The organism is Pseudomonas sp. A6 (genome assembly GCF_052367875.1).
Taxonomy (GTDB): domain Bacteria; phylum Pseudomonadota; class Gammaproteobacteria; order Pseudomonadales; family Pseudomonadaceae; genus Pseudomonas; species Pseudomonas citronellolis.
This window is the reverse complement of sequence record NZ_CP198970.1, coordinates 4,240,862-4,254,192: the sequence shown is the minus strand read 5'-3', so window position 1 is coordinate 4,254,192 and position 13,331 is coordinate 4,240,862. Positions and strand designations below refer to the sequence as shown.

Genomic DNA, 13,331 nt, shown 5'->3' with positions numbered 1-13,331 from the left:
CCACACCCCGTAGGATGGGTTGAGCGAAGCGATACCCATCACCGAGACCGCATGGGTTTCGCAAGCTCAACCCATCCTACGAAAAGCACCCCGGCGCAGTGGGCAAGACAGTTGCTCCTGCGCCGTGCGTCCCAGGGAGCGTAGGAGCGGACTTCGTCCGCGATGGGGTTACCCGGTGGCATCGGTGCCTCGGCTTGCTTCCTCCCCCTGTCATGAAATGCGAAACCGCTGTCGCCCCAGGTGAAGCAGCCGCGGGGCCCCGTGCCTAGAGTCCGCTCCATGGGCAACTGCCCGGCAGAACAACGCAGACTGGAGAATCCGGCATGGCCAAGGCCGTTCGCTTTTATGAGACAGGGGGACCCGAGGTGCTTCGCTTCGAGGACGTGGAGGTCGGCGACCCCGGCCCCGGACAGGTGCGCATCCGCCACGTGGCGGTGGGCCTGAACTACGCGGACACCTACTTCCGCAACGGCACCTACCCGGTGCCGCTGCCCTCGGGCATGGGCGTGGAGGCCGCCGGCGTGGTGGTGGCGGTGGGCGAGGGGGTGGCCAACGTGGCGCCCGGCGACCGCGTCACCTACACCGGCTTCGTCAACACCCTCGGCGCCTACGCCACCGAGCGCCTGGTGCCGGCCGCGCCGCTGATCCGCCTGCCGGAGAACATCGCCTTCGAGACCGCCGCGGCCATGACCATGCGCGGCCTCACCTCGGCCTACCTGCTGCGCCGCATCCACTACTTCGAACCGGGCGACAGCGTGCTGCTGCACGCGGCGGCCGGCGGCGTCGGCCTCATCGTCGGGCAGTGGGCCCGGCTGCTGGGGCTGAACGTGATCGGCACCGTGTCCAGCGCGGCCAAGGCCGAGGTCGCCTACGCCCACGGTTGCGCCCACGTCATCAACTACGCCGAGGAAGACGTCGCCGGCCGCGTGCGCGAGCTGACCGACGGCCGCGGCGTCGACGTGGTCTTCGACAGCGTCGGCAAGGACACCTTCATGGCCTCGCTGGACTCGCTCAAGCGCCGCGGCCTGATGGTCTGCGTCGGCACCGCCTCCGGGCCGACCCCGGCCTTCGACCCGGTGCTGCTGGCGATGAAGGGCTCGCTGTTCCTCACCCGCCCGGCGCTGGCCGACTACATCGCCGACCCGGCGGAGAAGCAGGCGCTGCTGGACGAGCTGTTCGGCCACGTCGGCAACGGCGACATCCGCATCGAGATCAACCAGCACTACGCGCTGGAGGACGCCGTGCAGGCGCACCGCGACCTGGAAGCGCGCAAGACCACCGGTTCATCCATCTTCGTCATCTGAGGGCCTGGCCATGCACGTGGAACGACTGACCTGCAGCATCGGCGCCGAGCTGTCCGGGGTGAACCTCGGCGACGCCGCGCGCGACGCCGAGCTGTTCGCCGAGATCCGCCGCCTGCTGCTCGAACACAAGGTGCTGTTCCTGCGCGACCAGGACATCAGCCGCGCCGAGCACGTGGCCTTCGCCCGCCGCTTCGGCGAGCTGGAGGACCACCCGGTGGCCGGCAGCGACCCGGAACACCCGGGCCTGGTGCGCATTTACAAGAACCCCAACCAGCCCAACGACCGCTACGAGAACGCCTGGCACACCGACGCCACCTGGCGCGAGGTCCCGCCCATGGGCTGCGTGCTGCGCTGCGTGGAGTGCCCGCCGGTGGGCGGCGACACCATGTGGGCGAACATGGCCCTGGCCTACGCCAACCTGCCGGCGGGGATCAAGGAGAAGATCGTCAACCTGCGCGCGCGCCACAGCATCGAGGCGAGCTTCGGCGCGGCCATGCCGATCGACAAGCGCCTGGCGCTCAAGGCGCAGTACCCCGACGCCGAGCACCCGGTGGTGCGCACCCACCCCGAGACCGGCGAGCGGGTGCTGTTCGTCAATGCCTTCACCACTCACTTCAGCAACTACCACACCGCGCAGAACGTGCGCTTCGGCCAGGACGCCAACCCCGGCGCCGGCGACCTGCTGCGCTACCTGGTGAGCCAGGCCTACATCCCCGAGTACCAGGTGCGCTGGCGCTGGAAGAAGAACAGCGTGGCGATCTGGGACAACCGCAGCACCCAGCACTACGCGGTGATGGACTACCCGCCCTGCGTGCGCCGCATGGAGCGCGCCGGGATCATCGGCGACAAGCCGTACTGAGCCGGGCCGCGCGCCCGACGTCGATCCGACAAGAACAATCCGAGGAGACCGACATGCAATTTTTCGACGATTCCCTGCACCCGGAAAACCAGGAGAAGGTGGTCATCACCGTGGCCCCCTACGGCCCGGAATGGATGCCCGAGGACTTCCCCGAAGACATCCCGGTGAGCATGGACGAGCAGGTACAGAAGGCCGTGGACTGCTACGAGGCCGGCGCCACCGTGCTCCACCTGCACGTGCGCGAGCTGGACGGCAAGGGCTCCAAGCGCCTGTCCAAGTTCAACGAACTGATCGCCGGCGTGCGCGAGGCGGTGCCGGAGATGATCATCCAGGTCGGCGGCTCCATCTCCTTCGCCCCCGAGGACGAAGGCGAGGCGGCCAAGTGGCTGTCCGACGACACCCGGCACATGCTCGCCGAGCTGACGCCCAGGCCGGACCAGGTCACGGTGGCGATCAACACCACCCAGATGAACATCATGGAGCTGCTCTACCCGGAATACCTGGAGGGCACCTCCCTGGCCAACCCGGCGTACCAGGCGGCCTACAGCGAGATGACCGTGCCCGCCGGCCCGGCCTGGGTCGAGGAGCACCTGAAGCGCCTGCAGGCCTCCGGCATCCAGCCGCACTTCCAGCTCACCGGCATGCACGCCCTGGAGACCCTCGAGCGCCTGGTGCGCAAGGGCGTCTACCGCGGCCCGCTGAACCTGACCTGGATCGGCATCGGCGGCGGCTTCGACGGTCCCAACCCGTTCAACTTCATGAACTTCGTGCACCGCGCGCCGGACGGCGCCTGCATCACCGCCGAGTCGCTGCTGAAGAACGTGCTGCCGTTCAACATGATCGCCATGGCCATGGGCCTGCACCCGCGCTGCGGCATCGAGGACACCATCATCGACCAGCATGGCAAGCGCATGGGTTCGGTGGCGCAGATCCAGCAGTGCGTGCGCGTCGCCCACGAGCTGGGCCGCGAGGTCGCCGACGGCCGCGAGGCGCGGGACATCTACCGCATCGGCGTGCAGTACGACAGCGTCGAGCAGACCCTGCGCATGAACGGCATGGCGCCGAACCGCGTGCCGGGCCAGAAGGGCGTGCCGCAACGCGCCTGAGCAGAGCAAGCAGCGGCGGCTGGGGTTCGTGCCCCGGCCGGCCGCACCCAGAACAAGAAGAATCCATAACGCCGGCAGAGGTACCCGCATGGCCATCCACTCCGTCGCCCTGGGCGACATTCCCGCCGCCGAGCCCAGCGTGCCGCGCCGCTACGCCTGGGTGGTGTTCGCCCTGACCTTCGGCCTGCTGATCTCCGACTACATGTCGCGCCAGGTGCTCAACGCGGTGTTCCCGCTGCTCAAGGTCGAGTGGGCGCTGAGCGACGCCCAGCTGGGCCTGCTCAGCGGCATAGTGGCGGTGATGGTCGGCGTGCTGACCTTCCCGCTGTCGCTGCTGGCCGACCGCTGGGGCCGGGTGCGCAGCCTGGTGCTGATGGCCATGCTGTGGAGCCTGGCCACCCTCGGCTGCGCCCTGGCCGGGAACTTCCCGCAGATGTTCGCCGCGCGCTTCCTGGTGGGCGTGGGCGAGGCGGCCTACGGCAGCGTCGGCATCGCCGTGGTGATCTCGGTGTTCCCGGCGCACCTGCGCGCCACCCTGACCGGCGCCTTCATGGCCGGCGGCATGTTCGGCTCGGTGCTGGGCATGGGCCTGGGCGGCGTGCTGGCCGCGCACCTGGGCTGGCGCTGGGCGTTCGCCGGCATGGCGCTGTTCGGCCTGCTGCTGGCCCTGGCCTACCCGCTGCTGGTCAGCGACCGGCGCATCGGCCACGTGCGCGTCACCTCCGCCAGCCGCGGCGGGCATTCGCTGAAGAGCCTGTTCGCCAGCCGCTCGGTGGTCAGCGCCTACGTCGGCAGCGGCCTGCAGCTGTTCGTCGGCGCGGCGGTGATGGTCTGGCTGCCCAGCTATCTGAACCGCTACTACCACATGGGCACCGACCGCGCCGGTATGGTCTCGGGCGTGGTGGTGCTGGTCGGCGGCGCCGGCATGGTGCTCTGCGGCATCCTCTGCGACCGCCTGGGGCGCGCCGCGCCGCAGCGCAAGATCGTCCTGGCCATCGCCTTCTGCGTGATCAGCTGCCTGCTGCTGTCGGTCGCTTTCCGCTTGCCGCCGGGCGCCGCGCAGCTGAGCCTGATCGCCCTGGCCATGCTGGTCGCCACCGGCACCTCCGGGCCGGCCGGGGCGATGGTCGCCAACCTGACCCACGCCGCCGTGCACGGCACCGCCTTCGCCACCCTGACGCTGGTCAACAACCTCCTGGGCCTGGCCCCGGGCCCGCTGCTCACCGGCGTGCTGGCCGACCACCTGGGGCTGGACCGGGCCTTCCAGCTGGTGCCGCTGATCAGCGTCGCCGCGGCCCTGGTGTTCTGCTACGCGCACCGCCACTACCCGGCCGACATCCAGCGCCTGCGCGGCGGGGAGGGCGCGGCATGCTGAGCCTGCAACTGGAGATGACCTTCGACTTCATCTGTCCCTGGTGCCTGATCGGCAAGCGCAATCTGGAGACGGCGCTGCGCCTGCTCGCCCAGCAGCGCCCGGACGTCCGCGTGCAGGTGGCCTGGCTGGGCCTGCAGCTGCTGCCGCAGGTGCCGCTGCAGGGCGAGCCCTTCGCCGAGTTCTACCTGCGCCGCCTGGGCGGCAAGCGCGCGGTGCGCGCACGCCAGGCCGAGGTGCGCAAGGCGGCGGAGAAGGCCGGGGTGAACATCGAGCTGGAACGCATCCGCACCATGCCCAACACCACCTATGCGCACCGGGTGTTCCAGCGCGCGGCCCAGGTCGGCACGCCGGCGCAGCTGGAGTGCCTGCTGGAGCAACTGTTCCGCGCGCACTTCGTGCTGGGCGACGACATTGGCCAGATAGATTCGCTGCGGCGCGTGCTGCGCGCCTGCGGCTACCAGACCGGCGACTTCGAGCAGGCGCTGACGGAGGGAGCACGCTATTTCATCGGCCGCCGGGTGGGGCTGGCCGATGCAAGCGTACCGCTGTTCCTGCTCGAAGGCCGGCCCTTCGCCCTCGGCGCGCAGTCGCCGGAGCAACTGCTGGCGGCCCTGGCGCGCGCCGTGGAGCGCAAGCGCCAGGCGGAGGCGGCGGCATGAGCCGGCTGGTCGTGCCCCGCGAGAAGCTGCCGGGGGAGGGCGGGCGGCGCCTGTTCTTCCTCGCCGGGCACAGCGTGCTGCTGTTCAACGTCGAGGGGCAGTACTTCGCCATCGACGACGGATGCCCCCACGCCGGCGCCTCGCTGTTCTCCGGCAAGCTGCAGGGCCGCTGGCTGCAATGCCCGGCCCACGGCCTGCGCTTCGACCTGGCCAGCGGCTGCGCCGCCGGGGCGGCCGGGTTGGGCGTGCGCTGCCATGCCATCGAATGGGACGGCGACACCTGCATCGTCGTGATTTCCGATTCCGCGCCCGAGGAGCTTCCCGCATGAGCGCCACCGCCATCGCTGCGCTGGGTTCGCGCAGCCGAACCCTGCTGCCCGGCCTGCTGGTCAGCGCCATGGTCGCCGCCGCGGCCACCTTCCTTTCCGAGCACTACGGCGCGCCGGTGATGCTCTTCGCCCTGCTGCTGGGGCTGGCGCTGAACTTCCTCTCCGCCGACGGCACCTGCAAGGCCGGCATCGAATTCACCGCCCGCGAGGTGCTGCGCCTGGGCGTGGCGCTGCTGGGCATCCGCATCACCCTCGGGCAGATCGCCGCATTGGGCTGGCAGCCGGTGGCGATGGTGGTGGTGCTGGTGGCGGTGACCATCCTGGTGTCCATAGCCGCGGCCCGCGCCATGGGCTTCAACAGCCTGTTCGGCCTGCTCTCCGGCGGCGCCACGGCGATCTGCGGGGCCTCGGCGGCGCTCGCCCTGGCGGCGGCCCTGCCGGCCCACGAGAAGAAGGAGAAGGCCACTCTGTTCACCGTGCTCGGCGTCTCGGCGCTGTCGACCCTGGCGATGATCCTCTACCCGATGATCGCCCACGCCCTGGGCCTGGGCCCGCAGCAGGCCGGGATGTTCCTCGGCGGCACCATCCACGACGTGGCCCAGGTGGTGGGCGCCGGCTACAGCATGTCCCACGAGACCGGCGACGTGGCCACGGTGGTCAAGCTGATGCGCGTGGCCATGCTGCTGCCGGTGATCCTCTGCGCGGCCATGATCACCCGCGCCCGCGGCGTGGCGCCGGGCAGCAAGCGCCCGCCGCTGCTGCCCTGGTTCGCCGTGGGCTTCGTGGCGCTGGCGGCGCTGAACAGCACCGGCCTGGTGCCCGCGGCGCTGCAGCAGGCCGGCGGCAAGCTGTCGCAATGGTGCCTGGTGATCGCCATCGCCGCGCTGGGCATGAAGACCCAGCTGCGCGAACTGGCCACGGTGGGGCTGCGGCCGATCCTGCTGATGGTCGGCGAAACCGTCTTCCTCGCCGCGCTGGTCCTCGCGATGCTGCACTGGGGGTTGTGACGCCGCGCTGCTCTTCGTAGGAGCGAGCTTGCTCGCGAACGGGGTAACCGGCGGCTCCGTCGCCATGCCAACCTCCGCCCCTCTCCCTAACCCTCGGCTGCGCGCCCCGCCCTGAAGGGAGAGGGGACCGTTGGGCAGGGGCGGGTGTTGTGGTGTTAGCCGGCTGCCTCGGTGATTTCCGGCTGGAACCAATTCTTCTCTCGGCACGGACAGCCCCCTCTCCCGCTTGCGGGAGAGGGTTGGGGTGAGGGTGCTCTTGATCTCCCCTCAACTCTCCCTCCGCCCCTGCTGCCGCCGCCAGGCCGCCGGGGCCATGCCGAACTGCTGGGTGAACCAGCGGGTGAAGGAGCTGGGCATGGAGTAGCCGAGCAGGTCGGCGATGCGCCCCAGGCTGTAGCGCGGGTTCTCCAGGTAGCGCAGCACCAGTTCGCGGCGCACTTCGTTGATCAGTTCGGAGAAGGTCACCTGGTTGTCTTCCAGGCGGCGCTGCAGGGTGCGCACGTTCAGGCCCTGGGACTGGGCGATCTGCTCGATGGTGGCGCGGCCCACCGGCAGCAGCAGGTAGATGGCCTTGCGCACCTCGTTGAGGGTGCTGGCCTCGGTGGCGCCGGGCAGCGAGTCGACGAAGCTGCGGGCGTGGCGGACCATGGCCGGGTCGGCCAGGGGGTTGGGCGCGTCCAGCGCGCTGGCCGGGCAGACGATGCCGTTGAACTCGCTGCCGAACTCGATCTTGCAGGAGAACAGCCGGCGGTGCGCCTGCAGGTCGGCCGGGGCGTCGTGGGTGAAGTTCACGCTCAGCGGCCGCCAGTGCGGGCCGAGCAGGGCGCCGCAGAGGCGGTAGAGCACCCCCACCGCCAGCTCCATGCCCTGGCGCATGGGCATCGGCGGGGCGGTGATCAGCTCCTCGCGCAGGATCACCGTGCGGCCTTCCTCGTCGACGTACAGCGCCAGGGATTCGTTGATCAGGTGGCGGTAGCGGACGATGGTGTCCAGCGCCTCGCGCAGCGTTGCCTGGTGCGTGAGCAGCAGGCTGATCACGCCGAAATCCGCCAGTTGCCGCGACTCGGCCATGCGCAGGCCGAAGGTCTCGCAGCCGCTGGCGCGCGCCGACTCCTCCAGCAGGCGGATGGCCGCGGCGGTGGGGATGCGCTGTTCGGGGTGTTCGAGCATGGCCTGGCTCAGGCCGACCTGGCTGAGCTGCTGCTGGGGGTTCAGGCCCAGGTGGCGGGCCACTTCCAGGTAGTTGGTCAGGGCCGCGATGCGAACCATGGGGGTCATATCGATCGCCTTCTTGTTCTTCTTCTGCCGTGGGTGTGTCACGCAATGGCAAGGGGACGGGGCGCGGGCCCTGCGCCCGGCTTGCCCGGCGGCGACAGATTCTATCGGCAGCCCGGCCCGGGCGTGCAGCAAAGATTAGCCCAGGCTGGCGCCGACGACCCCGGCGCCCGGCTCTCGGCCGCGGCTTTCCCAGCATTGGCGCGGCTTGCGGCGCAGCGGCCGGGGAGGGCGCTGTCATCAATTGCGAAGTGCCTGACGCCCTATGCAAAGCAGCGCCGGCGGCACGCCTCTACTGTCTGCTCCAACAAGTTCGAAACCGCCGCGAGGTAACCCGGTGAGCCCTGACAACGACACCACCGTCCTCATCGTCCCCGGCCTGCGCGACCACGTGCCCGGGCACTGGCAGACGCTGCTCCAGGCGCGCCTGCCCAAGGCCCGCTCGGTGCCGCCGCTGACCGAGGACAAGCTCAGCCTCGACGCCCGCGTGGAGGCCATCCAGCGCGAGGTCGAGCAGATCGACGGGCCGCTGATCCTGGTCGCCCACAGCGCCGGGGTGCTGATGGTGGCGCACTGGGCCGCGCGCTACGACCGGCCGGTCAAGGGCGCGCTGCTGGCCACCCCGCCGGACCTCGACGCCACCTGGCCCGAGGGCTACCCGACGGCGCAGAGCCTGGCCGAGAACGGCTGGACCCCGCTGCCGCGCCAGCGCCTGCCGTTCCCCAGCCTGGTGGCGGCCAGCGAGAACGACCACCTGGCCAGCCTCGCCGCCGTGCAGCGCCTGGCCCGCGACTGGGGTGGAACGCTGGTCGAGCTGGGCTGCGTCGGCCACCTCAACCCGGCCTCCGGCTTCGGCGACTGGCCACGGGCCGATGCGCTGATCCGCCTGCTGGATCGCTGAAACCTGCCTTTACCCGGCGCTGGCCATACAGGCCGGCGGCGGCCCGCGCTCGCCGCGGACAAGGGCCTCGGGACGGGCCCGCAGAGCGTCCCGACCACAAGAAGAAACGGAGCCAACCCATGCACGACACGAACCACCCCGCACGGCCGCTGCGCCGCTGCCTGCTCGCCACCGCGGTCCTCGCAGCCATCGCCGGACCGCAGGCCCAGGCCTTCGAGCTGGACACCGGCAACCCCGACCTGTCGATACGCTTCGACAACACCGTCAAGCTCAGCTACGGGCAGCGCGTCGAGGGGCAGAACGGCAAGATCGCCAACACCGCCAACGTCAACGACGGCGACCGCAACTTCGGCGTCGGCAGCGCGGTGACGCAGCGCATCGACCTGCTCAGCGAACTGGACTTCGTCTACCGCGACAGCATGGGCTTCCGCCTCAGCGGCGCCGGCTGGTACGACCACGCCTACGACCACGTCGGCGGCAGCAATCCCTTCCCCGGCCAGCGCGCCAACGCCGGCCACCTGGTCAACGGCGGCGGCAGGGTGCTCGCCCCGGCCGGCGCGCAGCCAGCCACCAGCGGCCTGGACGGCTTCGCCGACCGCTACTACAACGGCCCCTCGGGCGAGCTGCTGGACGCCTTCGTTTTCGCCAGCCACGAGGTCGGCGACGGCATGCAGCTCAGCGGCAAGCTCGGCCGCCACACCCTGTACTGGGGCGAGACGCTGTTCAGCGCCGCCAACGGCATCAACTACGGCCAGTCGGCCCTGGACCTGGGCAAGCTGTACAACGTGCCCGGCACCGAGGCCAAGGAGCTGTTCATGCCGCGCAACCAGCTGTCCATGTCGCTCACGGTCAACCCGGAGCTGACCCTGGCGGCGCAGTACTTCCTCGAGTTCGAGAACTCGCGCTTCCCCGAAGGCGGCACCTACATGGGCCCCTACGACATGCTCAACGACGGCGGCAAGGTCTTCTGGCTGCCGATCCCGGCCTCGGCGGCCTACTACGGCGCGCCGCGCGGCCACGACGCCACGCCGAGCAACACCGGCGACTTCGGCCTGATGGCCAAGTGGAGCCCGGAATGGCTCGACGGCACCCTGGGCTTCTACTACCGCAAGACCTCCGACACCCTGCCGGCGGTGCTGGTGGAGGCGCCCAACCTGCAGCGGCCCGGCCTGGCCGGCCTGCCGGGGATGAACTACTTCACCGCCTACGCCGACGACATCGACATCTACGGCATCAGCCTGTCGAAGAACGTCGGCCCGGTCAGCGTCGGCCTGGACGTCAACTACCGCGAGAACATGCCGCTGGCGAGCAACTTCACCACCATCAACCCGACGCTCTACGCCGCCGCACAGCGCGGCCTGATCAACGGCGCCAACCTGATCGGCGAGCGGCCCTCCGACGGCGACACCGGCCTGGCCCGCGGCAAGACCTTCCACGTGGTGCTCAACGGCCTGGTGACCTTCGGCGCCACCCCGCTGTGGGACGCCTCCAGCCTGGCGCTGGAAGGCACCCTCACGCACCTGGTGAAGGTCACCGAGGGCGAGCAGACCTTCAAGGGCGACTCCAGCTACCGCGGCGTGGACAAGGTCACCCCCAACGCCTACGCCATGTCCGCCAGCTTCACCCCCACCTGGTACCAGGCCTTCCCCGGCGTCGACCTGTCCATGCCCATGGCCTACAACGTCGGCCTGCACGGCAACTCGGCGGTGCAGCTGGGCGGCAACGAGGACGCCGGCAGCTACTCGGTGGGCGTGGCCGCGGACTTCCACCAGAAGTACCGCTTCGACCTCAAGTACGTCGACGCCTTCGGCCCCTTCGACACCTGCCAGAGCGGCCGCGACAACAACACCCCCGGCGCCAACGGCCTGTACCAGTGCATTCCCGGGCAGATCACTTCCCAGGCCGGCCTTGCGCCGCTGCTGAAGGATCGCGGCATGGTCACCGCCTCGTTCAAGGCGACCTTCTGAATTCACGCACGGCTCCGCGAGCGGAGCAGGAGAACCACCCCATGAACTTCAAGCCTTCCCTGTTGGCCGCCGCGCTCGGCCTGGCCCTGAGCGGCGCGGCGCTGGCCGCGGTGTCCCCCCAGGAGGCCGCCCAGCTGGGCGGTAGCCTGACCCTGGTCGGCGCCGAGAAGGGCGCCAGCGCCGACGGCGCGATTCCCGCCTACAGCGGCGGCCTGAGCCAGGCCCCGGCCGGCTTCAAGGCCGGCGACAGCATGCGCCCGGACCCCTACGCCGGCGAGAAGCCGCTGCTGGTGATCGACGGCAGGAACGCCGAGCAGTACAAGGCCCAGCTCAGCGCCACCACCTACGAGCTGGCCAAGCGCTACCCGAGCTTCCGCGTCGACGTCTACCCGACCCACCGCAGCGCCGCCTTGCCCCAGGCGGTGCTCGACAACAGCAAGAAGAACGCCGTGGCCACCCAGGCCCTGGAAGGCGGCATGGCCATCGACAACGCGCTGCCGGGCGTGCCCTTTCCGATCCCGAAGAGCGGCGCCGAGGCCATGTGGAACTTCCTGCTGCGCTACCAGGGGGTGAACATCAAGGCCAAGTACGACTCCTGGAACGTCGATTCCTCCGGCAGCGCCAACCTCGCCACCACCGGCCAGGCCTTCATCAACTACCCGATCTACGAAGACCTGGCGCAGCCGGTGAAGGGCACCGAGGTCTACTACCAGATGAAGCTCTACTACACCGGCCCCGCGCGCCGCGCCGGCGAGGCGATGATGCTCAAGGACGCCGCCAACCCGCTGCAGCAGCCGCGCCGCGCCTGGCAGTACCTGCCCGGCCAGCGCCGGGTGAAGCTGGCGCCGAACCTGGCCTACGACACGCCCAACCCGGGCATGGCCGGCGCCGGCACCTACGACGACGTGTTCGTCTTCAACGGCGCCCTGGACCGCTACGACTGGAAGCTGCTCGGCAAGCAGGAAATGATCGTGCCCTACAACACCTACCGGCTGACCTACGCCAGCGACATCAAGCCGGTGGTCACCCCCAACCACCTGGCGCCGGACTACGTGCGCTGGGAGAAGCATCGCGTGTGGGTGGTGGAAGGCACGCTGAAGTCGGACGCGCGGCACATCTACGCCAAGCGCCGCTTCTACCTCGACGAGGACAGCTGGGTGGCCCTGGCCTCCGACGAATACGACGCGCGCGGCCAGCTGTACCGCGGCTCCTTCGCCTTCCTCAGCCAGAGCTACGACAAGCAGATCCCGGACGCCACGCCGTTCATGATCTACGACCTCACCGCCGGCAGCTACAACATCAACGGCGTGGTCGGGCCCTACGGCGGCATCAACTACATCGAACCGCTGGCCAAGACCCAGTGGTCGCCCGAGGCCCTGGCCGGCAACGGCATCCGCTGAGCCGACGGGCCCGGTAGCGGCGGCCCGCGCGGGCCGCCGCCTCCCTTTCGTGAGGTAGCCGTATGCGATTCCCCTTCAAACCCGGCCTGGCCTGCGCCGCACTGGGCCTGGCGCTGCTGGCCGGCAGCGCTTGCGCCGACGGCTTCGTCGACGTGCTGGACCTGCCGGCGCAGCGCAGCGAACTGGCCCTGGGCGGCCCGCTGGCGGCCATCACCCGTGCCGGGCAGCGCCTGGTGGTGGTGGGCCAGCGCGGGCACATCCTGTATTCCGACGACAACGGCCTGGCCTGGCAGCAGGCGCAGGTGCCGGTCAGCTCCGACCTCACCGCGGTGCGCTTCCCCACGCCCGAACAGGGCTGGGCGGTGGGCCACGACGGCGTGGTGCTGCACAGCGCCGACGGCGGCGTCACCTGGGTGCGCCAGCTCGACGGCCGGCGCATCGGCCAACTGATGCTGGACTTCTACGCGGTCAACCCACAGCCGGACAACGCTCCGCTGCTGGAGCAGGCCCGGCGCATGCAGGAGGAGGGCGCCGACAAGCCGTTCCTCGACCTCTGGTTCAGGGACGCCCGCGAGGGCTTCGTGGTCGGCGCCTTCGACCTGATCCTGCACACCGCCGACGGCGGCCTCAGCTGGACGCCGTGGAACCACCGCATCGACAACCCGCAGGCGCTGCACCTGACCGCCATCGCGGCGGTGGGCGAGGACCTGTTCATCGTCGGCGAGCAGGGCCTGCTGCTGAAGCTGGACCGCCAGCGCCAGCGCTTCGTCGCGCTGGACTCGCCGTACCCGGGCACCTTCTTCGGCATCCTCGGCAAGCCCGGCCTGCTGTTCGCCTACGGCCTGCGCGGCCATGCGGTGCGCAGCGTCGACGGCGGCGCGCACTGGGCCCTGGTGAGCACCGGCCTGCCGGTGAGCCTGACGGCCGCCAGCTTCGCCGCCGACGGCCGCCTGTACCTGTTCAGCCAGTCCGGGCAGGGCCTGGTCAGCGGCGACGACGGCGCCAGCTTCGCGCCCCTGGCGCTGGCCCAGCGCACCCCGGTCAGCGCCGCCCTGGCCGGCAGCGACAGCCTGCTGCTGGTGGGCAGCCGCGGCCTGCAGCGCAACGAGCTGCCGGCCGCCCGATAAGAACGAGATAAAAGAGACAGCC

General features: G+C 70.3%; 12 protein-coding genes. 11 read left to right on the top strand and 1 reads right to left on the bottom strand.

Annotated features, from left to right (window positions below):
* Positions 1 to 323 precede the first annotated feature (323 nt).
* The 7 genes from ACTWJ5_RS18670 (at position 324) to ACTWJ5_RS18640 (ending at position 6,639) form a co-directional block, all read left to right on the top strand.
* On the top strand, positions 324 to 1,304 hold the full coding sequence (locus tag ACTWJ5_RS18670) for a quinone oxidoreductase family protein (protein WP_116423270.1): 981 nt from the start codon (positions 324 to 326) through the stop codon (positions 1,302 to 1,304).
* A gap of 10 nt (positions 1,305 to 1,314) precedes the next feature.
* Positions 1,315 to 2,163: a TauD/TfdA dioxygenase family protein gene (locus ACTWJ5_RS18665; RefSeq protein WP_444436287.1), complete on the top strand. Its 849-nt coding sequence runs from the start codon at positions 1,315 to 1,317 to the stop codon at positions 2,161 to 2,163.
* Between the two features lie 53 nt (positions 2,164 to 2,216).
* Positions 2,217 to 3,269 (top strand): 3-keto-5-aminohexanoate cleavage protein, encoded by a 1,053-nt coding sequence (locus ACTWJ5_RS18660; RefSeq protein ID WP_444436286.1) that lies wholly within the window; start codon positions 2,217 to 2,219, stop codon positions 3,267 to 3,269.
* Positions 3,270 to 3,357: 88 nt separating this feature from the next.
* Entirely contained in the window at positions 3,358 to 4,644 is a 1,287-nt protein-coding gene (locus tag ACTWJ5_RS18655) for an MFS transporter (RefSeq protein ID WP_444436285.1), read from the top strand.
* Entirely contained in the window at positions 4,638 to 5,303 is a 666-nt protein-coding gene (locus tag ACTWJ5_RS18650) for a DsbA family protein (RefSeq protein ID WP_444436284.1), read from the top strand. The genes ACTWJ5_RS18655 and ACTWJ5_RS18650 overlap by 7 nt, the downstream gene beginning before the upstream one ends.
* Entirely contained in the window at positions 5,300 to 5,632 is a 333-nt protein-coding gene (locus ACTWJ5_RS18645) for a Rieske (2Fe-2S) protein (RefSeq protein WP_074978433.1), read from the top strand. Before ACTWJ5_RS18650 ends, ACTWJ5_RS18645 begins: the two co-directional genes overlap by 4 nt.
* Positions 5,629 to 6,639: a YeiH family protein gene (locus ACTWJ5_RS18640; RefSeq protein WP_444436283.1), complete on the top strand. Its 1,011-nt coding sequence runs from the start codon at positions 5,629 to 5,631 to the stop codon at positions 6,637 to 6,639. Before ACTWJ5_RS18645 ends, ACTWJ5_RS18640 begins: the two co-directional genes overlap by 4 nt.
* 267 nt (positions 6,640 to 6,906) lie before the next feature.
* Here the strand turns inward: ACTWJ5_RS18640 and ACTWJ5_RS18635 are convergent, their stop codons facing one another.
* A complete protein-coding gene (locus ACTWJ5_RS18635; protein ID WP_074978737.1) occupies positions 6,907 to 7,908 on the bottom strand; it encodes an AraC family transcriptional regulator in 1,002 nt (333 codons plus the stop codon).
* A 343-nt stretch (positions 7,909 to 8,251) separates the two neighbouring features.
* On the opposite strand from ACTWJ5_RS18635, the gene ACTWJ5_RS18630 reads away from it, so the two are divergent.
* From ACTWJ5_RS18630 to ACTWJ5_RS18615, 4 genes are all read left to right on the top strand, one after another.
* Positions 8,252 to 8,815, top strand: coding sequence for an RBBP9/YdeN family alpha/beta hydrolase (locus tag ACTWJ5_RS18630; protein WP_074978439.1), 564 nt, complete (start codon positions 8,252 to 8,254; stop codon positions 8,813 to 8,815).
* 119 nt (positions 8,816 to 8,934) lie between these two features.
* Positions 8,935 to 10,782, top strand: a complete 1,848-nt coding sequence (locus ACTWJ5_RS18625; protein ID WP_444436282.1) for a DUF1302 domain-containing protein — start codon at positions 8,935 to 8,937, stop codon at positions 10,780 to 10,782.
* A 41-nt stretch (positions 10,783 to 10,823) separates the two neighbouring features.
* Entirely contained in the window at positions 10,824 to 12,182 is a 1,359-nt protein-coding gene (locus tag ACTWJ5_RS18620; protein WP_074978445.1) for a DUF1329 domain-containing protein, read from the top strand.
* 62 nt (positions 12,183 to 12,244) lie between these two features.
* Positions 12,245 to 13,309, top strand: coding sequence for a WD40/YVTN/BNR-like repeat-containing protein (locus ACTWJ5_RS18615; protein ID WP_444436281.1), 1,065 nt, complete (start codon positions 12,245 to 12,247; stop codon positions 13,307 to 13,309).
* Positions 13,310 to 13,331: the final 22 nt, after the last annotated feature.